We start from the raw sequence: 22,490 nt of genomic DNA, 5'->3' as shown, positions 1-22,490 counted from the left end.
CCAGCCCCGGAATGGAAACGGCCCCCTGCGGGGGCCGACGCGCCCTAAGGATCAGGACAGGCCGATCAGGCCCATCTGCTCCAGCTTCAGCAGGACCTGCTGGGCGGCATAGTCCACGTCCACGCCCTCGGTCTGCACGCGCAGTTCGGGGCTCTGCGGCTCCTCATAGGGGTCCGAGATGCCCGTGAACTCCTTGATCTTGCCCTCGCGCGCCAGCTTGTAGAGGCCCTTGCGGTCGCGGCGCTCGCATTCCTCGATGCTGGTCGCGACATGGACCTCGACGAAGGCGCCGAACTGCTCGACCATCTCGCGCACGGCGCGGCGGGTCGCGGTATAGGGCGCGATGGGGGCGCAGATGGCGATGCCGCCATTCTTGGTGATCTCGGACGCGACATAGCCGATGCGCTTGATGTTGATGTCGCGGTGTTCCTTGCTGAACCCCAGTTCCGACGACAGATGCTTGCGCACCACGTCCCCGTCCAGCAGCGTGACGGGGCGCCCGCCCATCTCCATCAGCTTGACCATCAGCGCGTTGGCGATGGTGGACTTGCCCGACCCCGAAAGGCCCGTGAAGAACACCGTGAAGCCCTGCTTGTCACGGGGCGGCGAGGTGCGGCGCAGCTGCTTGACGACCTCGGGGAAGCTGAACCATTCGGGGATGTCCAGTCCCTCGCGCAGGCGGCGGCGCAGTTCGGTCCCCGAGATGTCGAGGATGGTCGCGCCCTCCTCGACCTCGTCGCGCGGCTCATACTGCGCGCGCTCCTGGACATAGACCATCTGCTTGAAATCGACCATTTCCACGCCGATGTCGGCCTGGTGCTGGCGGAACAGCTCTTGCGCGGCATAGGGATCATAGAAATCCTGGCCCTGGCTGTTCTTGCCCGGGCCGGCATGGTCACGGCCGACGATCATATGCGTCAGGCCGTGGTTGCGGCGGATGATGCCGTGCCACACCGCCTCGCGCGGGCCGGCCATGCGCATGGCGAGGTTCAGCAGCGACAGATGCGTCGTCGCCTGCGGATACTTGTCCAGCACCGCCTCATAGCAGCGGACGCGGGTGAAATGGTCCACGTCGCCCGGCTTGGTCATGCCCACGACCGGGTGGATCAGCAGGTTCGCCTGCGCCTCTTTCGCGGCGCGGAAGGTCAGTTCCTGATGCGCGCGGTGCAGCGGGTTGCGCGTCTGGAAGGCCACGATCCGGCGCCAGCCCATCTTGCGGAAAAAGGCGCGCAGCTCGTTCGGGGTGTCGCGGCGGGCGCGGAAATCGTAATGCGTCGGGGCCTGAATGCCCGTGATCGGGCCGCCCAGATAGACGGGGCCGGCGACATTGTGCAGATAGTTCACCGCCGGGTGCGCCACGTCATCGGCGCCAAAGACCTTTTCGGCCTCGCGCTTCTTGTCCGGGATCCACTTGTCGGTCACCGACATGATGGCGAGGATCACGCCCTCGGCATCGCGCAGGGCGATGTCCTGGCCCGGTTCGACCTTGTCGGCAAAATCCTGACCGACATCCAGCGTGACCGGAATGGGCCACAGATCGCCCGTGGACAGGCGCATGCTGTCCACCACGCCGTCATAATCGGCCTGCGACAGGAAGCCCTTGAGCGGATGGAACCCCCCGTTCATCAGCAGCTCCAGATCGCAGAGCTGCCGCGCAGTCAGATCCCAGGACGGCATGTTGCCGGCATCGGCCTTGAGCTTGTTGGCCGAATCGGCGTTCACATACAGTTCCGGGATGGGAACTAGGTTGGGCTGCTGACTCATCTGGACCCTCGGGTTCATGGCAAAAGGCACAACCTGCGGCCACGCCGGGCTGGCGCCGCCCCCTTATCGGGCCGGCCTGGCTTGCGCAACAGAATGCAGGGGAAAACCGGGGTTTCGGCCGCCGCATGGCAGATGCGCCCGTCACGCGCCCCGCCTCCCCCCTGTTCCGCCCCGGCCGGGCCGGGGCCGTCAGCCGGCCTGCGCCGCCCCTGCCGGGGTCGCGGCCCCCTCGGCCTGGCCCTGCGCGGCCAGCCAGTGTTCGGCGTCAAGCGCCGCCATGCAGCCCATGCCCGCGCTGGTGATCGCCTGGCGATAACGATCATCGGTCAGATCGCCCGCCGCAAAGACCCCGGGCACCGAGGTGCGGGTCGAGCCGGGCTCGACCTGGACATATCCCCCGGACTTGAGCGCGAGCTGATCGCCCACCAGCCCCGAGGCAGGCGAATGGCCGATCGCGATGAACACCCCGTCTGCCGCCAGTTTCCAGGTGCGGCCGTCCTCGGTCGAACGCAGCACCGCGCCGGTCACGCCCAGCGGGTTGTCCGTCCCGGTGATCTCGGCGATCTCGGCATGCCAGACCACCTCGATCTTGGGGTGGCGCAGCAGGCGATCCTGCATGATCCGTTCGGCGCGCAGGCTGCCGCGGCGATGGACCAGCGTGACCTTGCTGGCAAAGTTGGTCAGGAACAGCGCCTCCTCGACCGCGGTGTTGCCCCCGCCGACGACAATCACCTCGCGCCCGCGATAGAAAAAGCCGTCGCAGGTGGCGCAGGCGCTGACCCCGAAGCCCTTGAACCGCTCCTCGCTTTCAAGGCCCAGCCAGCGCGCCTGCGCGCCGGTGGCCAGGATCACCGCATCGGCCGTCAGCGCCAGGCCGCTGTCGCAGGTGATGGCAAAGGGGCGGCGCGACAGGTCAAGCCCCGTCACCGTGTCGCCGACGATCCGCGCGCCCATCTCGCGCGCATGGTTTTCCATCCGCGCCATCAGGTCCGGGCCCATCACCGAGGCGTCGCCCGGCCAGTTCTCGACATCGGTGGTGATGGTCAGCTGGCCGCCGGGCTGGATGCCCTGGATCAGCACCGGCGTCAGCATCGCCCGGGCGGCATAGATGGCGGCGGTATAGCCGGCCGGACCCGACCCGATGATGACCAGCCTCTGATGCGGCTGGATCGGGCCTGCGGCGTCAGGCGGGGCGGTATGGGTCATTGCAGGGTCTTTCCAGAAGCAGGGTCGGTGGACAGCTAAGCCCTGCCCCGCCGTCCTGCAACCAGACCGCCCATTTGCGGCGGGCGGGGAAACATTCTTGCCCATCGGAAGGCGCAAAGATAATGAACCTGCGATTTTCATCCCGCTGGAGGATACATGGCTGGCACCCGGCTGGACGACATCGACCGTCACATTCTCGCCGAGCTTCAGGCCGACGGGCGGATGACGAATGTCGAGCTGGCGCGGCGGGTCGGCATCTCGGCCCCGCCCTGCCTGAGGCGCGTGCGCACGCTTGAGGAGGCGGGCTATATCCGCGGCTATCATGCCGATGTCGATCCGCGCGAGCTGGGCTTCGAGGTGCAGGTGTTCGCGATGGTGCGCCTGCACAGCCAGTCCGAACGCGACCTGTCGGCCTTCGAGGATCGCGCCCGCGGCTGGTCCCTGGTGCGCGAATGTCACATGCTGAACGGCGAGATCGATTTCATCCTGAAATGCATCACCCCCGACCTGCCGACCTTTCAGCGTTTCCTGACGCAGGAACTGACGGCGGCCGACAATGTCGCCTCGGTCAAGACCAGCCTGGTGATCCGCTGCGCCAAGGACGAACCGGGCGTTCCCTTCGAACTGGTCGGCCCGGTCAGAGCCTGATGGCCGAGATCAGCCGCCCGTAATCGGCCGCGCCCTCATGCGTGGCCCGGCGATAGCTGAAGAAGCGGGCCGGGTCCGAATAGGTGCAGTGCCCCGTCCATTCCGCCTCGACCCCCATGTCGCGCAGGCGCGACAGCCCGAACCCCGGCAGGTCGAACATCGGCCGCCCGTTCGGCCCGCCCGAAAAGAATCGCTGGTTCTGCGGCTCGTCCAGAAAGCGGTCCATGAACTCTTCGCTGACCTCATAGGCGCGCTGGCTGATGCAGGGGCCGATGACCGCGCGGATGCGCGCTGCCCCGGCCGCGCGCATGGCCGCGACGGTGTTTTCCAGAACGCCGTCCAGCGCGCCCTTCCACCCCGCATGGGCCGCGCCGATCACCCCGGCATCGGGATCGGCCAGCAGCACCGGCTGACAGTCGGCGGTCAGCACGGCGATGGCGATGCCGGGTTCGGCCGTCACGATGGCGTCAGCGGCACAGGCCGCCAGCGCCGCCTGATCGTCCCCCGGCCCCAGCGTGACCACATCGGGCGAATGGATCTGGTTCACCGTCGCCAGCCGGTCTGGCGCGACCCCCATGGCGGCCGCGACACGGGCGCGGTTGACGGCGACGATCCCCTGCTGGTCGGACGAGCCGCGCCCGCAGTTCAGCCCGGCGAACAGGCCCGAGGAGGCGCCCCCCCGCCGGGTGAAAAAGCCGTGGCGCAAGGGCAGCAGCGCCGGGTGGGTCAGGATCTCAAGGCTCATCGGTCACAGGCCCACCGGGGATGCGTCAGGGAAGGGCCCGGTTTCTCGCGGCGAGAGCGGCACGAATCCGGGCGGCGGCACGGCATGGCGGGGAAAGATCGCCATCGCCTTGAACAACTGACCCATCGCGGCAGGCCCGGTCAAGCGTTCGAGCGCGTCCGGCGCGCCCCCATCCCCCGCATCGGCCAGCCGCCGCGCCCGCTGCGCGATGCCCAGCGACAGCAGCCATTCGCCCTGCGGCACGGGGGCCGAGACGGCAGCACCCGCCGCCAGCGCGGCTGCGGCAAGGGGGGCGAAATCGACATGCGCCGTCAGGTCCGCCTCTCCTGGGTGGTCGAGCACGCCCTCGAAGGCATGGGCGCGCAGCGCCTGCAGGCTGTCGCCGCGCCCGTCCCAGTTGCCATAGTCGATGATGAGGGCCGCCCCCCCATGCCGGGCGATGCGCCCGGCGATCTCTGCCATGACCGGGGGGCCTTCGGGGCAGGTTTCCCATATCTCGCCCTCGGCCCCCGCGCGGGGCAGCGGCGCGGGTTGCGCCAGCGCCAGCGCAAGGGCGCCATCGCGCAGGCTGACCACCCGCTCGGCCCAGCCGCCGGCCATGCGCTGGAACTGGCGGATCGGCAGCGCGTCGAAGAATTCGTTGGCGACCAGGAACAGCGGCATCTCGGGCAACTGTCCGGCGTGATCGAGATGCGCGACCTGCCCCAGCCGCTGGCGCTGAAGGGCGCGCAGATGGGGGGATGCCTCGACCAGCGCGACCTGCGCGGCGGCGCAAAAGCCGGGCACCTGCCGGGCGGCGCGCAGGATGTCGGCCATCAGCGTGCCGCGGCCGGGGCCAAGCTCGGCCAGAGCAAAGGGCGCGGGCGATCCCTGATCCAGCCAGGCCTGCGCCAGCGCCAGGCCGACCATCTCTCCGAACATCTGGCTGATTTCGGGGGCGGTGACGAAATCGCCCCCCGCCCCGAAGGGATCGCGGGTGGGATAATAGCCGTGCTGCGGGTGCATCAGGCAAAGCCGCATGTAGTCGTCCAGCCGCATCGGCCCATCCTGGGCGATGCGCCCGGCGATGATGCGCCCCAGCGGGGTCATCGCCGGGCCAGCGCCCAGCACGCAAAGCCCAGACCCGCCAGGATCATCGGCAGCGACAGAAGCTGCCCCATGGTGATGCCCCAGACCGGCCCGCCCAGCACATGCCCCCATGGGTTGTCGGGCGTGACGAACTGCGCATCGGCCTGCCGGAAGAACTCGACGACAAAGCGGGCAAGGCCATAGCCGCCCAGAAAGACGCCCAGGCACAGGCCGGGGCGACGCAGCCCGCCCGCCCGCACCAGCATCAGCATCACAAGCCCGAGAACCAGCCCTTCAAGCCCCGCCTCGTACAGCTGGCTGGGATGGCGCGCGCAGGGACCGGCGGCGCTCGCGCAGGCCTGCGCGGCATCGCCCGGAAAGATCACCCCCCAAGGGGCCGAGGTCGGCCGCCCCCACAGCTCGGCATTGATGAAATTGGCGATGCGCCCCAGCAGCAGCCCCGCCGGCGCGGCAACCGCCAGCGCATCGGCAAGCCGCAGCGCCTGCGTGCCGGTGCGGCGCGCATAAAGCCAGGCGGCGATCACGACCCCCAGAAAGCCGCCGTGAAAGGACATGCCGCCCTGCCAGACCTTCACGATCTCGGCCGGATGGGACAAATAATAGGCAGGCTCGTAGAACAGCACGAATCCCAGCCGCCCGCCCAGGATCACCCCCGCCACGATCCAGGTCAGCAGCTCTTCGACCTGCGCGGGCCGCAGGGGCGGCTCGCCCCCCCACAGGGCCGGGCGGCGCGCCAGCGCCACGATGATCCGCCAGCCCAGCAGCAGGCCGACCAGATAGGCCATCGCATACCAGCGCAGCGAAAAGTCGCGCCCGGCGATGGTGATCGTGACGATGTCGGGCGAGATGTCGGGAAACGGGATCATAGGCCTTGCCGTGGACACGGGGCGTGCGGGTTCGCCCCGCTGCTTGGCCGGGCAAGGGGGGGCTGTCAACCGCGGCGCATTGAACCGCCGCCCGGCAATGCCATATGAATCGCTGCAAAGCCCGCGATCTTGCGGGCGATTGCCGGCAAAGGGGCCGGCACGGGGGATTGTCAGGATGAACAGCACGAAACCGGGTTCGGGCCGCTTTTTCGACGATGTGTCGCGGCTGATGACCAACGCGATGGGCGTGGCCCAGGGCGCCAAGAACGAGGCCGAGACGGCGATGAAGGGCTGGGTGGACCGCTGGCTGGCCGATCGCAACCTCGTCACCCGTGACGAGTTCGAGGCGGTGCGCGAGATGGCGATCAAGGCGCGCAGCGAGAATGCCGAATTGCGGGCGCTGATCGCGGCCATGGGGGGACGAAGGCACAGACCGTCACCACGCCCCCGGGCGGGACGGCCGGGCCTGCGGGCTTCGCCCCCGCAGCGGCGCAGGCGCCTCATGTCTCGGCCGTGGATGCGCCCGCCTCAAGCAGCATGACGGCGCCGGCCGGAACCGGCGCGGCTGGTCAGCATGAGGCACCCCATGTCACCGAGGCGGACGCACCGGCCTCGGGAGCCATGCCCGATCACAGGGGATAAGCGCGGCTGCGCGCCGCCGCGGGGCCGGGCCTGCGCCGAAGGCTGCCCGGCCCCGCTTCCGATGCGGGCGGGCTTTTGGGGGCGCGACGGCCGCCGGGGCGGATTGCGGCCGTCCGGGCGAATGACCCTTCGGATGCGATGGTCCTTCGGTGGCCCCCAGGCGCGGATACCGACCGGGCCGATCGTTCCCCGCCTTGGCGCTTGTCCTCTTGTCGCCGAGGTTGGGGCCAAGGCCAGCGTCGTCAAAGGCTCTCGACGGTCAGCCGACCAAAACGCAGCTCATGGCAAGGGTTGCCTTTGCCCTGCAAGGCAGCCCTGCGCATCGACACGGCCGCCGACGGCCCTTGCCATGCCAACCTTCGGCTAAGCCTTGGTAGGGGTAGACGGCAGCCTCGCCGGCGCTGCCTTGCGCCTTACAGCCTTTATCTGAACGACAGCCAAGCGCCTGGCGGTTGCAAGCGCGCCGTCGCGGCACCGGATATGGTGTCAAGCGGCGGACAGATCAGACGGGGCGCAAGGATTTCTGCTTCAGTAAGCCGACGAGCCGACGAGCCGACGAGCCGACGAGCCGACGAGCCGACGAGCCGACGAGCCGACCTGGCCCCTCGACAGGGATCGGTCAACCGTCTTCGCCGATCTCGAGCCCGCGGGCGCCGGCCAGTGCGCGCATCCGGTTCTGCAGCTTTTCAAAGGCGCGCACCTCGATCTGGCGGATGCGCTCGCGGCTGACGCCATAGCGGGTGGACAGATCCTCCAGCGTCACCGGATCGTCCCGCAGCCGCCGCTCGGTCAGGATGTCACGCTCACGCTCGTTCAGCACATCCATGGCCGCGGCCAGCATCGTGCGGCGGGTGTCCAGCTCGTCCGCCTCGGCATAGGCCTCGGCCTGATTGGCGTCGGTATCCTCCAGCCAGTCCTGCCACTGGGCGGTGGAATCGCCGTCGCCGCTGCCAACGGTCGCGTTCAGCGAAGCATCGCCCCCGGACAGGCGGCGGTTCATGTCGATGACTTCCTGCTCGCTCACGCTCAGGTCATGGGCGATGCGGGCGACGTTCTCGGGGCGCAGATCGCCTTCTTCGAGCGCGCCCAGCTTGGACTTGGCCTTGCGCAGGTTGAAGAACAGCTTTTTCTGCGCGCTGGTGGTCCCCATTTTCACCAGGCTCCACGAGCGCAGGATGTATTCCTGGATCGAGGCGCGGATCCACCACATCGCATAGGTGGCCAAGCGGAAGCCCTTTTCGGGATCGAACCGCTTGACGGCCTGCATCAGGCCCACATTCGCCTCGGATATGACCTCGGCCTGCGGCAGGCCATAGCCGCGATAGCCCATGGCGATCTTGGCGGCCAGCCGAAGATGCGATGTCACCAGCTTATGGGCCGCCTCGGTATCCTGATGATCCACCCACGCCTTGGCCAGCATGTATTCCTCCTCTGGCTGAAGCAGGGGGAACTTGCGTATTTCCTGAAGATAACGGTTCAGCCCCTGTTCGGGGCTGGGGGCGGGAAGATTGGTATAGCTGGCCATCAGGGTCCAAAGATCGCGGCGGGCGCCGCGTCGTTTCCATGTCACGGATCAATGCGGGTTCAACGCGGGTCTGGTGCGGCGGTTCCCCGCAGCATCGCCAGCAGCCCGGCCATGTCGGCAGGCAGCGGGCTGTCAAAGGCCAGCCAGCGCCCGTCGCCGGGATGGGCAAAGCCCAGATGGGCGGCATGCAGCGCCTGGCGGGGAAAGGCCTGCACGGCTGCGGCCGCATGCCCCAATGCGCGCGCCGAGGCGCGCCGCGCCCCCCCATAGACCGGATCGCCGATCAGCCCCAGGCCGCAATGGGCCAGATGGACGCGGATCTGGTGGGTCCGGCCCGTTTCCAGCCGGCATTCGACCAGCATCGCGGCCGGGGGCGCGCCGAAGGATTCGCGCATCGTCGCGCGGGTGACCGCATGGCGGCCGCGCCCGAGGCTGACCGCCTGGCGCTGGCGGTCGGTCGGGTGGCGGCCCAGCAGCGTGGCCAGCTTCAGCACCCCGCCGGGTTCGAAGCTGACGCCCGGCACCCCGCGCAGGCGGGGATCGGCCGGGTCGATCACCCCATGCGCCAGCGCCAGATAGCGGCGCGCCGCGCTGTGATCGGCAAACTGGCGGGCCAGCGCCTGATGGGCGCGGTCCGTCTTGGCCACGACCAGCAGCCCCGAAGTGTCCTTGTCGATGCGGTGGACGATGCCGGGCCGCGCCGCGCCGCCGATCCCCGACAGGCTGCCCGCCGCATGGGCCAGCAGCGCGTTCACCAGCGTTCCGTCGGGCGTTCCGGGCGCCGGATGGACGACCATGCCCGCGGGCTTGTCCACGACGATCAGATCCTCGTCCTCATAGGGAATGGCCAGGGCGATCGCCTGCGGCCGGGCGTCGATCGGCTGGGGCGCGCCAAGGGTGATGCGGTATTCGCCGGGCACGGCCCGCGTATTCGCGTCCGTCAGCACCCCCGCCGGGCCGGCGACGAGGCCCTGCGCGATCAGCCGGCCAAGGCGCGAGCGGGACAGCGATGCCTCGGCTGGCGCGGCCGCGGCAAGTGCCTTATCGACGCGCTCAGGGCCGGCCTGATCGGCGGAGAGTGTGATGACGAGGTCGGGCATGGCGCGCGATGATAGCCCCTCGGGCGCCGAGGCGAAAGTGCCCGAACTGGCATGGCTGCGCCGGCTGGTGACGGGGCTGGCCCTGGCCATGGGGCTGGGGATCGCGGTGATTGCCGCGGTGCTGTGGATGCGCCTGTCGGCGCCCCCCCTGCCGCGGCTGCCCGCCGCCATCACCCTGCCCGCAGGGGCGGTGCCGGCCGCGGTCACCTTTGCGCGCGACTGGACGGTGGTCGTGACCGAAGGGGGGGCGGTGCTGGTCTATGACGCGGCGGGCGGCCTGCGCCAGCAGGTGACGCCGGGCGCCCCCGCACCAGGGCCGGCATCCCCGCCGGGCCTCGGACAGGCCCCGGATGCGCCGTCCTGATGCCAGATCAGGCCGCAGGGTGCATGGGCGGCCTGCAATCCCCCCGCCGTGCGCCGGCGGCCGCACCCGATGCACGGGGGCAGGATGGCGCAGCCCCTTCGGCCCGGATGCGACGCGATCCGGGCCGCTGCGCAGGGCCGATGCGGGGGCGGGTGGCGGCCGGATTTCGCCCGGCAGACGCGAGGACATGCGGAGGGTCAGGCGGCGGCAGGACCAAGGCCGCCCGCCTTGAAATCCAAGGGTGAGCGCGGCTGCACAGCGGCCGCAGACATGCCGATTCCCGCGCCCCTGACCGCTTCCATGCCCTGACCGCGCCTGCGCCGGCGGCCCTCGGCTTTGCGCATACAGGCAGGGCGGCGCGGCAGGGTTCCACCAGCGGCACTGCCCGGCGCGGGGCTTTGCTGCTGCGGCCCTTGGGGACTGCCGGGCACGGGCCCGCGGCAGAGCGGGCCGAGGCTCTGGACGCCAGCCTTGCCTTTGCGGCAATCTGAAGCGGCAACGACGGGGAAAGGCGCGGCGGATCGTGACGGCTCTGACGCAGTTCCAGCGGCTTGAGGCCGCCGGCGTCTGGCGCCCCGCGCCCGGCGAGCGGCTGCGCGATGTCATCGTCTCCTTCGGCGATGCATCGCTGATCCTGCGCGATCCCCGTTCGGAAGAGCCGCTGTCCCACTGGTCGTTGCCGGCCGTCACGCGGCTCAACCCCGGACAGATGCCCGCCATCTTCGCGCCGGGCGATGCCGACCAGGACGAGGTGCTGGAAATCGACGAGGCCCTGATGGTCGAGGCGGTCGAGCGCATCCATACCGCCATCGCGGCCAGCCGTCCCCGCCCGCGGCACCTGCGCGGGGTTCTGCTGTGGTCCTCGGTGGCTGCGGGGGCGCTGGCGGCGGCGGTCTGGCTGCCGGGCGCGATCATGGCCCATGCGGCGCGGATCGCGCCGCCGGCCCAGCGCACCAGCATCGGCATGGCCATCCTCGTTGACATGCAGCAGACCGCCGGGGCGCCCTGCGCCCGCGCCTCGGCCGCGGCGGTGCTGGACAGGCTGTCGGCGCGGCTGCTGGGCGCGCCGGGGCGCATCATGGTCTTGCCGGCGACGACGCGCGGGGCGCGCGCCCTGCCCGGCCGCATCGTGGTGATCGGCGATGACTTGATCGCGGGCGAGCCGGGGCCGGCCGTCGCCGCAGGCCATATCCTTGCCGCAGACGTGGCGGCGGCCGAACACGACCCTTTGGCAGAAGTCGTCAGGGCCGCGGGCATGACCGCGGCCCTGCACATGCTGGTGTCGGGCGCCATGCCGGCGCAGGCGCTGGCCGGACAGGGCACCGCGCGGCTGCTTGCCCCCGCCGAACGGCCGCCGGACGGTGCGCTTCTGGCGCGCATGCAGTCTGCCGGGGTATCAAGCCAGCCCTATGCCCGCTCGATCGACCCCAGCGGAAAGACGGTCCTGGCGCTGATCGAGGCTGATCCCTATCGCGCGGCGCCCCCGACCGCGCCGCTGATGCGCGATGAGGAATGGCTGCAGTTGCAGCAGATCTGTTCGGGCTGATCGCGGGCGCAGCCGCCCGCTAGCGCGCATGGGCATTCCGATAGCCGGCGCGGCGCAGGCGGTCGATCATGCGCACGATCGCCTCGCGCCCCGGCAGCGGGCCGATCATGAGGACATGGCTGCCGCCCTGCCGGGCGCGCAGGACGGGCAGACCCATCCCGGCCAGCCGTTGCGCCGTCCGTCCGGCATCGCCCGCATCCTTGAAGGCGCCGACCTGGACATAGCGCGCCCCCGGCGGGATCAGCGCCGCCGCATCCCCCGCCTTGCGAGCGGTGCCCTGCGTGCCGGCAGCGCCGCGGGGGGCCGCGGCGGCTGCGGCACGGCGGGGCGCCGCGCCTGTGCTGCGGCCCTGGGCCTGGGCCGCGGCGGCGCCTGCCCCCCCGCGTCTGGAACCGGAAGCCGCCGCAGCCTTGGCCGACTTGCGCGGCGCGCCGGGATGGGCCGCCGCCCCCATGCGCGCCGGCAGGCCGCCTGCCTCGGCGCTTGCCAGGCGGGGGCGCAGGTCAGGCCCCGCCGCGCCGCAAAAGCCCAGCGCGCTGCTGCCCCCTATGCCGGGGCGCGGCTGCGCCTGCGCGCCGATCAGCCGGCACAGGCGGCCGCTGCGGTCAACGGGGGGCTGTGCCGGAACAGGCGCCTGCGCCCGGACCGCCGCAAAGCCCAGCGGATCGCCCGCCGGTTGCGCAGGCCCCTGCAAGGGCGGGCGGGGCGGATCGACCGCATCCGACGCCATGAGGCGATCGCCCCCCCCATGGCCCATTGCCTGGCCCCCTGCCCGGCCCGCCGCATGCGCCCCATCCGCCAGTTCGCCGGTCTGCAGGCTGGGCATGATGGTTTCGCTCAGCACCCGTTCGATCATCCGGGCGCGCGGCTCCTGCCGGTCGGGGAACAGCGGCTGCACCCTGTCGGGCGCCGAGCGGCGCGCCGACAGGGTGGGGGGATAGCCGCAGATCGCCGATCCGTCCCGCGCAATACGCGCGAGCCATCCTTCGGGCGTGCGGACAAAGACGCAGCCGGCCGCATCAATGAATTGTGCGCCCGCGAAATCGGCGGGCGGCGGCTCGGCCGGCGGGCGGGCGGCAAGCTCCTCCGCCGGCACATCAAGCGTCCGTTCGGGCGCCGGGGGAACCAGCGCGGGGGGCGGCGGGGCGGCTTCCTCTGCCTTCGTCGCTGCCGCTGCCGCTGCCGCGCCCGAGGCATGGGCGGGCAGCACCAGCGCGGCCAGCAGGGCCGCGCCGACGACCCCCGGCAGGATCGCCGTCAATCCCGTGATCCTCATGACGCCCCTTTTGCCGCTGATTCGTTCCACGCGATCCCGGATACGCGCCGGCGGCTAAGGCGGGGTTAACGGCCTAGCGGGTGCCGAACATCCGATCCCCCGCATCGCCGAGGCCGGGGACGATATAGCCATGCGCGTCGAGCCGTTCGTCCAGCGCCGCCGTCACGATCGGCACGTCGGGATGGGCCTCGCGCATGCGCGCGACCCCCTCGGGCGCGGCCAGCAGGCACAGAAAGCGGATATTCCGCGCCCCCTTGTCCTTGAGGAGCTGCACCGCTGCCGCCGACGAATTGCCGGTGGCCAGCATCGGATCGACCACGATCACCATGCGGGCATCCAGCTCGCTGGGCACCTTGGCGTAATACTGCACCGGCTGAAGCGTTTCGGGATCGCGGTAAAGGCCCAGAAAGCCGACCCGCGCCGCCGGGATCAGCTCCAGTATCCCGTCAAGCAGGCCATTCCCCGCCCGCAGGATCGAGATCAGCGCCAGCTTCTTGCCCTCGAGCACCGGGGCCTGCATTTCGCAGATCGGGGTCTGGATGGTAATGCGCGTCAGCTCGAGCTCGCGCGTGACCTCATAGGCCAGAAGAACGCTGATCTCGCGCAGCAGCTGGCGGAACACGGCCGTCGAGGTGTCGCGCTCGCGCATCAGGGTCAGCTTGTGCTGGACCAGGGGGTGATCGACGATGGTCAGGTGCGGCGGCGTGAACGGGGCCGTCTGTTGGGGCGGGCTGGATGGGGCGGGGGTCATGGGGTCCTCAAGCTGCGGGGTCACGCCGGTTTAGCGTCAGTCCGCCCGGCCCGACAACGGCGGCAAGCCGGCGCGCAGGCGCGCGGCGCTGGCGCGGTCGCAGAAAGCGCCATCCAGCGCCCAGTGGCTCATGCGCGCGAATTCCGCCTCGCCCCAGCCGAAGGCATCGGCGAGGCGGTCATATTCCCCGTCCGGCGCGGTGCCCAGAAAGGCGGGCGCCTCGGCCGAAACGGTCACGCGGCATCCCCCATCCGCCAGCCGCGCGATGGGATGCGCGGCCCAGCCGGGACAAAGCCCCTGGGCGATGTCCGCTCCCGGACACAGCTCAAGCGTCACCCCCGCCTCGGCCAGCGCGCGCACCAGCGCGCCGTCCTCTGTGGCGCGAAGGCCGGGGCCGATGCGGCGGATGCCAAGCGCGAGCGCATCGCGGACGGCTTGCGCCCCGCTTTCCTCGGCGGCGCGGCATGTCAGGCCCAGCCCCGCCTCGCAGGCGCAGTCAAAGGCCCAGGCGAAATCGCGCGCCCCGCTTGTGATCCCGCGCCCTGCCCCGCCCCCTACCCCGGCAAGGCCGAAGCCCGCGATCCAGCCCGCGCCTCCGGCACCCGCGGTTTCGGCGGCGCAGCGCGCGGCGGCGCGGGCGCGGGCCTGCCCGTGATGGGCAAGGGCGGTGACGATGCCGCGGCTGTCGATGCCCTGCGCCCTCATCGCGGCGGCGGTTTCGGTCCAGGCGGCGACATGTTCGCGCCATGCGGCCAGATCGCCGGCCCCGCACAATTCGGGGCTGACCGACAGCTCGGCATACAGCACCCCCTGCTCGGCGCAGGTTTCCAGCACGATCCGCAGCAGCCGGGCATGATCCTCGGGGCCGCCCATGATCGCGGCGACAGCATCATGCAGGGCCGGAAGGCCGCCGGCGCCGGGGCGGCGGTAATGCCCCGTCTTGTCAAAAATGGCCGCGCCATCCGCGCGCCGGCGCGCGGCAAGATCGCGCAGGAAGGCTGGCGGGGCCGCGCCTTCGAGGCTCAGGCGCAGCTCGATCCGGGGGGCGGGGTCATGGCCGCGGGCCTGGGCCGCGCGGGCCGATCACGCCCCGCCCATATGGGCGGCGGCAAAGCGGCCGGGCAGCAGCGCGCCCACCGTCGTCTGCAGCCGCGCGCCCCCCACTGAGGCCAGCAGGACGGGCGTTTCGGGCGCGGCGAACTCGGCCAGTTTCTGCCGGCAGCCGCCGCAGGGCGGGGTCGGCGCGCCGTCGCCGGCGATCACGCAGACCTCGGTGATTTCGGTATCGCCCCCCGCGATCATCGCGGCGATGGCGCCTGCCTCGGCGCAGGTGCCTTCGGGGTAGGCGACATTCTCGACATTGCAGCCGGCATAGATGCGCCCCGAACGCCCGCGCAGCGCCGCCCCGACCTTGAAGCCCGAATAAGGCGCATGGGCGTTCTGCCGCACGGCGCGCGCGGCATCGATCAGGGACAATGCGTCCGGAGAGGCGGAGGATGGTTCGGATGGTGCGGGGGGCATGGCAGGCTCCTTCATCATGAGGGATCATTCCCCTGCGGCGGGCCATGTGCAAGCCATGCGCGCGGCGGGGGCGGCTTTCATCAGGCGATAACCCCGCCCCGCATGCTTGTGACACTGCGGAACGCCGGATAGGACAGGAGAAAGCGAGGGGGAGAGCAGCATGGAAGAGCGGCGGCAGGACACGACACGGCAGGACGCGACCCGGCATCCTGCCCTGAACTATCACGAATTTCCGCGCCCCGGTAAGCTGGAGATCCGCGCCACCAAGCCCCTGGCCAATGGCCGCGACCTGAGCCTTGCCTATTCGCCCGGCGTTGCCGAGGCCTGCCTGGAAATCAAGGCCGATCCGGTCAATGCCGCGCGCTATACCGCCCGCGGCAATCTTGTCGCGGTCGTCTCCAACGGCACCGCGGTGCTGGGCCTGGGCAATATCGGCGCCGCCGCATCCAAGCCGGTGATGGAAGGCAAGGCGGTCCTGTTCAAGAAATTCGCCAATATCGACTGCTTCGACATCGAGGTGAACGAACCCGATCCCGAGCGCCTGGCCGACATCGTCTGCGCGCTCGAGCCGACCTTCGGCGCCATCAACCTTGAAGACATCAAGGCGCCCGACTGCTTCGTCGTGGAAAAGCTGTGCCGCGAGCGCATGAACATCCCCGTCTTTCACGACGATCAGCACGGCACCGCGATCGTCGTGGGGGCGGCCGCGACCAACGCCCTGCGCGTCACCGGCCGGCGCTTCGAGGATATCCGGGTCGTCTCGACCGGCGGGGGCGCGGCGGGGATCGCCTGTCTCAACATGCTGCTGAAACTGGGCGTGCGGCGCGAGAATGTCTGGCTGTGCGATATCCACGGCCTTGTCTATCAAGGCCGGACCGAGGACATGACCCCGCAGAAGGCCGCCTATGCGCAGGCGAGCGATCTGCGCACTCTGGATGACGTGATCGACGGCGCCGACCTGTTTTTGGGCCTGTCGGGACCGGGCGTGCTGAAGGCGGCGATGGTGGCCCGCATGGCGCCGCGCCCGATCGTGTTCGCGCTGGCCAACCCGACGCCCGAGATCCTGCCCGAGGAGGTGCGCACCGTCGCGCCCGATGCCATCATCGCCACGGGCCGCAGCGATTACCCCAACCAGGTCAACAACGTCCTGTGCTTTCCCTTCATCTTTCGCGGCGCGCTGGACGTGGGCGCGACGGAGATCAACGACGCCATGCAGATCGCCTGCATCGAGGGGATCGCGGCGCTGGCCCGCGCCACCACCTCGGCCGAGGCGGCGGCGGCCTATCAGGGCGAGCGGCTGACCTTCGGCCCGGACTATCTGATCCCCAAGCCCTTCGATCCGCGCCTGATCGGCGTTGTGGCCAGCGCCGTCGCCCGCGCCGCGACGGAATCGGGGGTCGCGACGCGGCCGCTCGAGGATATCAACGCCTACAAGGCCCATCTGGACGGGTCGGTGTTCCGCTCGGCGCTCATCATGCGGCCGGTCTTCGAGGCGGCCGCCACCGTCAGCCGCCGCATCGTCTTTGCCGAGGGCGAGGACGAGCGGGTGCTGCGCGCGGCCAATGCCATACTCGAGGAAACGACGGATGTGCCGATCCTCATCGGCCGCCCCGACGTGATCGCCCGCCGGGCCGAACGCGCCGGCCTGCCCATCCGGCCCGAGGTCGATTTCGAGATCGTCAACCCGCAGCGCGACGAACGCTATCGCGATTACTGGGAAACCTATCACGGGCTGATGGCGCGCCGGGGCGTGACCCCCGACATCGCCCGCGCCATCATGCGCACCAACACCACCGCCATCGGCGGCATCATGGTTCACCGCGACGAGGCCGACAGCCTGATCTGCGGCACCTTCGGGCAGTATTCCTGGCACCTGAACTATGTGCGCGAGATCCTGGGCCGGGGCGGGCTGCATCCGGTCGGGGCGCTGTCGATGATGATCCAGGACGAGGGCGCGCTGTTCGTGGCCGATACCCAGGTCCACCATGACCCCAGCCCCGAACAGCTTTACGAAACCGTGGTGGGCTGCGCGCGCCATGTGCGCCGTTTCGGCCTTGCCCCGCGCATCGCCCTGTGCAGCCATTCGCAGTTCGGCAATCTCGACACGCCGTCGGGCCGCAAGATGCGCGAGGCGATGGACCTTCTGACCGAACGCGAAGTGGATTTCATCTTCGACGGCGAGATGCATGTCGACGCGGCGCTCGACCCCGACGTGCGGGCGCGGCTGCTGCCATCGTCGCGGCTGGGGGACGAGCCGGCGAACGTGCTGGTCTTTGCCAATACCGACGCGGCATCGGCGGTGCGGAACGTGCTCAAGACACGCGGGGGCGCGCTCGAGGTCGGGCCGATCCTGATGGGGATGGGCAACAAGGCCCATATCGTCACGCCCTCGATCACCGCGCGGGGGCTGCTGAACATCAGCGCGCTGGCGGGAACGCCGGTCGCGCAATATGGCTGAAGGAGGCGGGGGCCGCAGGAAGCCGGCCTGACGCGGCTGGGCGCCTCCCCGCCCTTGCCGTTCTGCCCGGCCCTTCCGCTCTGCCTTGCCTTGCACGGGCCGGCACCGATTTTCTTGATTGCCCCATCCCTGCGGCCTACGATTCGCCATCGGAAAGCCTTGGGAGGGGCCAATGACCTATCAGGATATCTATGCCGCGTGGAAAAGCGATCCCGAGGCTTTCTGGATGCAGGCCGCAGGCGAGATCGACTGGTTTCGCGCGCCCACCAAGGCGCTGTTCGACGACAGGGCGCCCTTTTACGAATGGTTTTCCGACGGGCTGGTGAATGCCTGCTGGAACGCGGTCGATCGCCATGTCGAGGCCGGCCGGGGCGAGCAGCTGGCGATCATCCATGACAGCCCCATCACCCATTCCTATCGCGGCATCACCTATCGCGAGTTGCAGGCACGGGTAGCCTCGCTGGCGGGGGCGCTGCGGGCGAGGGGCGTCGAAAAGGGCGACCGCGTCATCATCTACATGCCGATGGTGCCCGAGGCGCTTGAGGCGATGCTGGCCTGTTCGCGGCTGGGTGCCATCCACTCGGTCGTGTTCGGCGGCTTTGCCGCGCCCGAGCTTGCCGTGCGCATCGACGACTGCGCGCCCAGGGCGATCATCGCCGCCTCCTGCGGGCTCGAACCCGGGCGCGTGGTGCATTACAAGCCGCTGCTGGACGCGGCGATCGACGCCGCCGCCCACAAGCCCGATTTCTGCGTGATCTTCCAGCGCGAGCAGGAGGTCGCCAAGCTGATCGAGGGGCGCGACTTTGCCTGGCACACCTTCCAGTATGGGGTCGAGCCGGCCGAATGCGTCCCGGTCGAGGGCAACCACCCCCATTACGTCCTTTACACATCCGGCACGACCGGCCAGCCCAAGGGCGTGGTGCGCCACACCGGCGGCCATCTGGTGGCGCTGAACTGGTCGATGAAGAACATCTACGGCATCGACGCGGGCGAGGTGTTCTGGGCCGCATCCGACGTGGGCTGGGTCGTGGGGCACAGCTACATCTGCTATGGCCCGCTGCTGCGCGGCGCGACGACGATCGTGTTCGAGGGCAAGCCCGTGGGCACCCCCGACCCCGGCATCTTCGGCCGCATCATCCAGAACCACAGGGTCAAGACCTTCTTTACCGCCCCCACCGCCATCCGCGCCGTCAAGCGCGAGGACCCGGACTGCGAATACATCAGGGATTACAGCCTCAAATCGCTCAAGGCCGTGTTCCTGGCGGGCGAGCGGGCCGATCCAGACACGGTGCAATGGGTCGAAGGGCACCTGAAGGTGCCGGTGATCGACCACTGGTGGCAGACGGAAACCGGCTGGCCCATAGCCGCCAACCCCTTCGGGATCGAGACGCTGCCGGTCAAGCACGGCAGCCCCTCGGTGCCGATGCCGGGCTATGACGTGCAGGTGCTGGACGAGGCCGGCCACCCCCTGCCCCGCGGCACGCTGGGCGCGGTTGCGATCCGCCTGCCCCTGCCGCCCGGCACGCTGCCGACGCTGTGGAATGCGGATGAGCGGTTCCGCAGGGCCTATCTGACCACCTTCCCCGGCTATTACGAAACGGGCGATGCGGGGATGCTGGACGAGGACGGCTATCTCTACATCATGGCGCGCACCGATGACGTGATCAATGTCGCGGGCCACCGCCTGTCCACCGGCGCGATGGAGGAGGTTCTGTCCGCCCATCCGGCGGTGGCTGAATGCGCGGTGATCGGCGTTGCCGACAGCCTCAAGGGCCAGACGCCGCTGGGGCTGCTGGTTCTCAAGAAGGGGATGGAGGATCAGGCCGGGCAGGTCCGCAAGGACGTGGTGCGCCTGGTGCGCGAGCGGATCGGCCCGGTCGCTGCCTTCAAGGAGGCCATCGTGGTGGACCGCCTGCCCAAGACGCGCTCGGGCAAGATCCTGCGCGCGACGATGGTCAGGATCGCGGGGGGCGAGGATTTCAAGATGCCGGCCACCATCGAGGATCCGGCCGTCCTTGACGAGATCCGCCAGGCGCTGCAGGCCGTGGGCCATCCGCAACCCTGAGGGGGGGCAAGGCCGCCCTGCCCGTCGATCCACGGCGCATGCTGTGCCCAGCGCGCAGCATGCGCCCCTGCCCTGGGCCCTGCGGTTTGCACTTTGTCCCCTGTCTGCAACCAGCATCCTGCATTGCACCATGCGCCGCACCATGCCCCGCGCAGCAATGTGCCCTTGGGCCTGACGGGTTGCAGCCTGCGCCCGTCAGACCTCGGAAAGTGGCATGGCCTCTGCCGCCTCAGGCTGACGTGCCCCCGCGTCCCGTGCCCCCGCGTCCGGTGCCCCCGTGTCCCGTGTCTTGTGCCCCCTGTCCGGTGCCGCCGCGCCCCTGCCCGGCGCCACTGTCGCGGTGCCCATCCGGCGCGCCGATGTCCAAGGCGCACTTGTCCAGCGCACCCGGTCCAGCGCACCCGTCTCAAGCTGTTTCACCCGAGCCGGCACCATCCCGCCGCCGGTTCGGGCAAGGTGATCGGGCGGTCGGTCGGCTGCGCGTTCCGGTCAGGCGCGGGCGCTGTGGCGCCTGACTTCGGCTTGCACCCGGCTTGAAGCCATCGGCTTGCGCGCGGCTGGAAGGCAAGGGAAGCCCCCCTTCCCTGTCGCTGACCCTTGCGGGCGCGGCCGCGGCCTGCCGGTGCGCTAGCTGATCGCCGCCCCCAGCCCGCGCATCAGCGGCAGGAAATCGGGAAACGAGGTCGCGATCGGCCCCGCGTCATCGACGCTGATCGGCGCCTCTGCTACCAGACCCAGCACCAGAAAGCTCATCGCGATGCGGTGGTCGAGATGCGTTTGCACCCGCGCGCCGCCCGGCACGGGCCCGCCGCACACGGTCATGCTGTCGGGGGTATCGCTGACCTCGACACCGTTGGCGCGCAGCCCCGCCACCATCGCGGCGATCCGGTCGCTTTCCTTGACGCGCAGTTCGGCGATGCCGTTCATCACCGTCTCGCCCTGCGCCAGGGCAGCGGCGACCGACAGGATCGGGAACTCGTCGATCATGCTGGCGGCGCGTTCGGCCGGCACGCTGACGCCCCGCAAGGTGGAATGGCGCACGGTCAGGTCGGCAACCGGCTCGCCGCCCTCGATGCGCGCATTGCTCCAGGCCAGATCGGCGCCCATCTCGGCCAGGGTGACATACAGCCCGTCCCGCGTCGGGTTGCGGCTGACGCCCGGCACGGTGATCTGCGATCCGGGAACGATCAGGGCCGCGACCACCGGAAAGGCCGCCGAGGACGGATCGCGCGGCACCGCGACGGCCTGCGCCCGCAGCTCGGGACGGCCCTTGAGGGTGATGACGCTGCCCTCGGGGGTGTCGGCGGTCGTGATCTCGGCCCCGAACCCGGCCAGCATCCGTTCGGTGTGATCGCGGGTGGGCCGCGGCTCGATCACCACGGTTTCGCCCGGCGCGTTCAGCCCGGCCAGGAGCACGGCGGACTTGACCTGGGCACTGGCGACAGGCGTGCGATAGTGCAGCGGGACCGCATCCTCGGCCCCTTCGATGGTGACGGGCAGCAGCCCGCCCGCCCGGCTGGTGATCCGCGCGCCGAATTCCGCCAGCGGGTCCGTCACCCGGCCCATGGGGCGGCGCGAGAGGCTGGCATCCCCGGTGAAGGTGGCGGTGATCGGCGTCGTGGCCATCGCCCCCATGATGAGCCGCACGCCGGTGCCCGAATTGCCGCAGTCGATCACCCCCTGGGGTTCGGCAAAGCCGCCGACGCCCACGCCATGCACGGCCCATTCCCCCGCGCCCAGGCGCCGGACCTCGGCCCCGAAGGCCTGCATGGCCTTGGCCGTGTCCAGCACATCCTGGCCTTCCAGAAGGCCCGTGATCCGAGTCTCGCCCACCGCCAGCGCGCCAAGGATCAGCGCGCGGTGGCTGACAGACTTGTCGCCCGGCACCTGCGCCTCGCCGGTCAGGGGGCCGCAGCGGCGGGCGGTCAGCGGGCTGGGATCGGCGGGGTGGGACATCGGCAGGCTCCTGTTTGCGGCAAGGCTTAGCGCGGGCGGGGGCGCAAGGCCACGCCCCATCTTGGGCATCCCGGCGCCCTTGCCCAGGGCACGGGGGCGCGCCGGCAAGGCCCCGCCCCCGCTCAGGCGCCTGCGGGCAGGGGCGCTATCGGCGAAAGGTCGCGTAATGGGGCACCCTGCCCGCCCGCAGCGCCTTTTGTTCATAGCGGGTGGAATGCCAGTCGTCCCAAGGCTCCGGCCCCTCGGCCAGCAGGGCAAAGCCGGCGCGCGGCACCTCCTCGAGCGTTTGGCGCATGTAATCGGGGATGTCGGTGGCAACGCGGAACTCGGCCCCCGGCGCCATGACGCGGTGCAGCGGTAGCAGGTGTTCGGGCGTGACAAAGCGGCGGCGATGGTGGCGCGCCTTGGGCCAGGGATCGGGATAGTTCAGGAAGGCCCGCGCGATCGCGCCGTCCGGCAGCACGTCCATCAGGTCGCGCGCATCGCCCGGATGGACGCTGACATTGGTGACACCCGCCGCCCTGATCTTTCCCAGCAGCATGGCGACGCCGTTGATGAACGGCTCGCAACCGATGATGCCGGCCTGGGGATAACGGGCGGCCATCGCCACCATGTGCTCGCCCCCGCCGAAACCGATTTCCAGCCACAAGGGCCGGTCGTCGCCAAAGATCGCGGCCGGGTCGATCGGGCTGCGGCCGGGATTGTCCTGAACGGTGATGCCGCGCGGGCGCAGGGTGCCCAGATCCTCGGCCAGATAACCCTTCTGGCTTTGACGCAGGGTCTTGCCATGGCGGCGGCCGTAGAAGTTGCGGTGCGCGGGGGTGGGGTCGAAATCGCTCATGCCGGGCGGATGCCGCGCGCAGTCGGCAAGGTCAAGCGCCCGGAGGGCGTGGGCGCGCCCGGCTGCCCTGCCGGACCGGGGGTTTTCCACCCCCGGACCCCCGGAGGATATTTGCGTGCAGAAGAAG

19 protein-coding genes and 1 pseudogene are annotated in these 22,490 nt (G+C 70.3%); 6 read left to right on the top strand and 14 right to left on the bottom strand.

Annotated features, from left to right (window positions below; all coding sequences use genetic code 11):
- Window positions 1-51: 51 nt before the first annotated feature.
- Complete coding sequence (locus B0A89_RS10000; protein WP_085378026.1) at window positions 52-1,764, bottom strand: bifunctional sulfate adenylyltransferase/adenylylsulfate kinase; 1,713 nt, start codon at window positions 1,762-1,764, stop codon at window positions 52-54.
- A 189-nt stretch (window positions 1,765-1,953) separates the two neighbouring features.
- Complete coding sequence (gene trxB, locus B0A89_RS09995) at window positions 1,954-2,970, bottom strand: thioredoxin-disulfide reductase (protein ID WP_085378025.1); 1,017 nt, start codon at window positions 2,968-2,970, stop codon at window positions 1,954-1,956.
- A 156-nt stretch (window positions 2,971-3,126) separates the two neighbouring features.
- Between trxB and B0A89_RS09990 the strand changes: the two genes are divergently transcribed.
- On the top strand, window positions 3,127-3,618 hold the full coding sequence (locus B0A89_RS09990; protein ID WP_085378024.1) for an Lrp/AsnC family transcriptional regulator: 492 nt from the start codon (window positions 3,127-3,129) through the stop codon (window positions 3,616-3,618).
- Here B0A89_RS09990 and pgeF read toward each other — a convergent pair.
- The 3 genes from pgeF to lgt are packed head-to-tail and all read right to left on the bottom strand — an operon-like array spanning window position 3,608 to window position 6,318.
- Window positions 3,608-4,363: a peptidoglycan editing factor PgeF gene (gene pgeF, locus B0A89_RS09985; protein ID WP_085378023.1), complete on the bottom strand. Its 756-nt coding sequence runs from the start codon at window positions 4,361-4,363 to the stop codon at window positions 3,608-3,610. The two genes, B0A89_RS09990 and pgeF, sit on opposite strands and share 11 nt — an antisense overlap.
- A gap of 3 nt (window positions 4,364-4,366) precedes the next feature.
- The gene (locus tag B0A89_RS09980; protein ID WP_085378881.1) at window positions 4,367-5,452 is read right to left on the bottom strand and encodes a class I SAM-dependent methyltransferase; all 1,086 of its coding nucleotides are present in this window, start codon (window positions 5,450-5,452) and stop codon (window positions 4,367-4,369) included.
- Window positions 5,449-6,318, bottom strand: a complete 870-nt coding sequence (lgt, locus tag B0A89_RS09975; RefSeq protein ID WP_085378022.1) for a prolipoprotein diacylglyceryl transferase — start codon at window positions 6,316-6,318, stop codon at window positions 5,449-5,451. The genes B0A89_RS09980 and lgt overlap by 4 nt, the downstream gene beginning before the upstream one ends.
- A 175-nt stretch (window positions 6,319-6,493) precedes the next feature.
- Here lgt and B0A89_RS09970 point away from each other — a divergent pair.
- A pseudogene (locus B0A89_RS09970) lies at window positions 6,494-6,733 on the top strand (accessory factor UbiK family protein); the annotation flags it as partial.
- A gap of 846 nt (window positions 6,734-7,579) precedes the next feature.
- Here B0A89_RS09970 and rpoH read toward each other — a convergent pair.
- Window positions 7,580-8,485 (bottom strand): RNA polymerase sigma factor RpoH, encoded by a 906-nt coding sequence (gene rpoH, locus B0A89_RS09960; RefSeq protein ID WP_085378019.1) that lies wholly within the window; start codon window positions 8,483-8,485, stop codon window positions 7,580-7,582.
- Window positions 8,486-8,544: 59 nt separating this feature from the next.
- On the bottom strand, window positions 8,545-9,585 hold the full coding sequence (locus B0A89_RS09955) for an RluA family pseudouridine synthase (RefSeq protein WP_085378018.1): 1,041 nt from the start codon (window positions 9,583-9,585) through the stop codon (window positions 8,545-8,547).
- Between B0A89_RS09955 and B0A89_RS09950 the strand changes: the two genes are divergently transcribed.
- Window positions 9,584-9,949, top strand: coding sequence for a DUF6476 family protein (locus tag B0A89_RS09950; protein ID WP_240558508.1), 366 nt, complete (start codon window positions 9,584-9,586; stop codon window positions 9,947-9,949). The genes B0A89_RS09955 and B0A89_RS09950 overlap by 2 nt on opposite strands.
- A 523-nt stretch (window positions 9,950-10,472) precedes the next feature.
- Window positions 10,473-11,495, top strand: coding sequence for a hypothetical protein (locus B0A89_RS09945; RefSeq protein WP_085378017.1), 1,023 nt, complete (start codon window positions 10,473-10,475; stop codon window positions 11,493-11,495).
- Window positions 11,496-11,514: 19 nt separating this feature from the next.
- Here the strand turns inward: B0A89_RS09945 and B0A89_RS09940 are convergent, their stop codons facing one another.
- The 4 genes from B0A89_RS09940 to B0A89_RS09925 form a co-directional block, all read right to left on the bottom strand.
- Window positions 11,515-12,771 (bottom strand): SPOR domain-containing protein, encoded by a 1,257-nt coding sequence (locus tag B0A89_RS09940; protein ID WP_085378016.1) that lies wholly within the window; start codon window positions 12,769-12,771, stop codon window positions 11,515-11,517.
- Between the two features lie 73 nt (window positions 12,772-12,844).
- Window positions 12,845-13,522, bottom strand: a complete 678-nt coding sequence (upp, locus tag B0A89_RS09935) for a uracil phosphoribosyltransferase (protein ID WP_085378015.1) — start codon at window positions 13,520-13,522, stop codon at window positions 12,845-12,847.
- Between the two features lie 36 nt (window positions 13,523-13,558).
- On the bottom strand, window positions 13,559-14,548 hold the full coding sequence (locus B0A89_RS09930; protein ID WP_240558696.1) for an adenosine deaminase family protein: 990 nt from the start codon (window positions 14,546-14,548) through the stop codon (window positions 13,559-13,561).
- Window positions 14,549-14,605: 57 nt separating this feature from the next.
- Complete coding sequence (locus tag B0A89_RS09925) at window positions 14,606-14,998, bottom strand: cytidine deaminase (protein WP_085378013.1); 393 nt, start codon at window positions 14,996-14,998, stop codon at window positions 14,606-14,608.
- Between the two features lie 205 nt (window positions 14,999-15,203).
- Here B0A89_RS09925 and B0A89_RS09920 point away from each other — a divergent pair, with 205 nt between their 5' ends.
- Window positions 15,204-17,501, top strand: coding sequence for an NADP-dependent malic enzyme (locus tag B0A89_RS09920; protein ID WP_085378012.1), 2,298 nt, complete (start codon window positions 15,204-15,206; stop codon window positions 17,499-17,501).
- Between the two features lie 172 nt (window positions 17,502-17,673).
- Window positions 17,674-19,566, top strand: coding sequence for a propionyl-CoA synthetase (locus tag B0A89_RS09915; RefSeq protein WP_085378011.1), 1,893 nt, complete (start codon window positions 17,674-17,676; stop codon window positions 19,564-19,566).
- Window positions 19,567-19,761: 195 nt separating this feature from the next.
- Here B0A89_RS09915 and B0A89_RS14675 read toward each other — a convergent pair whose 3' ends face one another.
- The 3 genes from B0A89_RS14675 to trmB all read right to left on the bottom strand — a co-directional run bounded on the left by B0A89_RS14675 (window position 19,762) and on the right by trmB (window position 22,363).
- A complete protein-coding gene (locus B0A89_RS14675) occupies window positions 19,762-19,986 on the bottom strand; it encodes a hypothetical protein (RefSeq protein WP_157115312.1) in 225 nt (74 codons plus the stop codon).
- A 207-nt stretch (window positions 19,987-20,193) separates the two neighbouring features.
- The gene (gene aroA, locus B0A89_RS09910; protein WP_085378010.1) at window positions 20,194-21,522 is read right to left on the bottom strand and encodes a 3-phosphoshikimate 1-carboxyvinyltransferase; all 1,329 of its coding nucleotides are present in this window, start codon (window positions 21,520-21,522) and stop codon (window positions 20,194-20,196) included.
- A gap of 145 nt (window positions 21,523-21,667) precedes the next feature.
- Window positions 21,668-22,363, bottom strand: a complete 696-nt coding sequence (trmB, locus tag B0A89_RS09905; protein WP_085378009.1) for a tRNA (guanine(46)-N(7))-methyltransferase TrmB — start codon at window positions 22,361-22,363, stop codon at window positions 21,668-21,670.
- Between the last annotated feature and the right edge of the window lie 127 nt (window positions 22,364-22,490).

The organism is Paracoccus contaminans (assembly GCF_002105555.1).
Lineage (GTDB): Bacteria > Pseudomonadota > Alphaproteobacteria > Rhodobacterales > Rhodobacteraceae > Paracoccus > Paracoccus contaminans.
The sequence above is the reverse complement of the archived record's forward strand: the minus strand, read 5'-3'. Positions and strand labels throughout refer to the sequence as shown.

Coding starts and splice junctions, on each gene's coding strand:
- B0A89_RS10000 (WP_085378026.1), bottom strand. CDS start 1,764: ATGAGTCAGCAGCCCAACCTAGTTCCCATCCCGGAACTGTATGTGAAC.
- trxB (WP_085378025.1), bottom strand. CDS start 2,970: ATGACCCATACCGCCCCGCCTGACGCCGCAGGCCCGATCCAGCCGCAT.
- B0A89_RS09990 (WP_085378024.1), top strand. CDS start 3,127: ATGGCTGGCACCCGGCTGGACGACATCGACCGTCACATTCTCGCCGAG.
- pgeF (WP_085378023.1), bottom strand. CDS start 4,363: ATGAGCCTTGAGATCCTGACCCACCCGGCGCTGCTGCCCTTGCGCCAC.
- B0A89_RS09980 (WP_085378881.1), bottom strand. CDS start 5,452: ATGACCCCGCTGGGGCGCATCATCGCCGGGCGCATCGCCCAGGATGGG.
- lgt (WP_085378022.1), bottom strand. CDS start 6,318: ATGATCCCGTTTCCCGACATCTCGCCCGACATCGTCACGATCACCATC.
- rpoH (WP_085378019.1), bottom strand. CDS start 8,485: ATGGCCAGCTATACCAATCTTCCCGCCCCCAGCCCCGAACAGGGGCTG.
- B0A89_RS09950 (WP_240558508.1), top strand. CDS start 9,584: ATGGCGCGCGATGATAGCCCCTCGGGCGCCGAGGCGAAAGTGCCCGAA.
- B0A89_RS09955 (WP_085378018.1), bottom strand. CDS start 9,585: ATGCCCGACCTCGTCATCACACTCTCCGCCGATCAGGCCGGCCCTGAG.
- B0A89_RS09940 (WP_085378016.1), bottom strand. CDS start 12,771: ATGAGGATCACGGGATTGACGGCGATCCTGCCGGGGGTCGTCGGCGCG.
- upp (WP_085378015.1), bottom strand. CDS start 13,522: ATGACCCCCGCCCCATCCAGCCCGCCCCAACAGACGGCCCCGTTCACG.
- B0A89_RS09920 (WP_085378012.1), top strand. CDS start 15,204: ATGGAAGAGCGGCGGCAGGACACGACACGGCAGGACGCGACCCGGCAT.
- B0A89_RS09915 (WP_085378011.1), top strand. CDS start 17,674: ATGACCTATCAGGATATCTATGCCGCGTGGAAAAGCGATCCCGAGGCT.
- aroA (WP_085378010.1), bottom strand. CDS start 21,522: ATGTCCCACCCCGCCGATCCCAGCCCGCTGACCGCCCGCCGCTGCGGC.
- trmB (WP_085378009.1), bottom strand. CDS start 22,363: ATGAGCGATTTCGACCCCACCCCCGCGCACCGCAACTTCTACGGCCGC.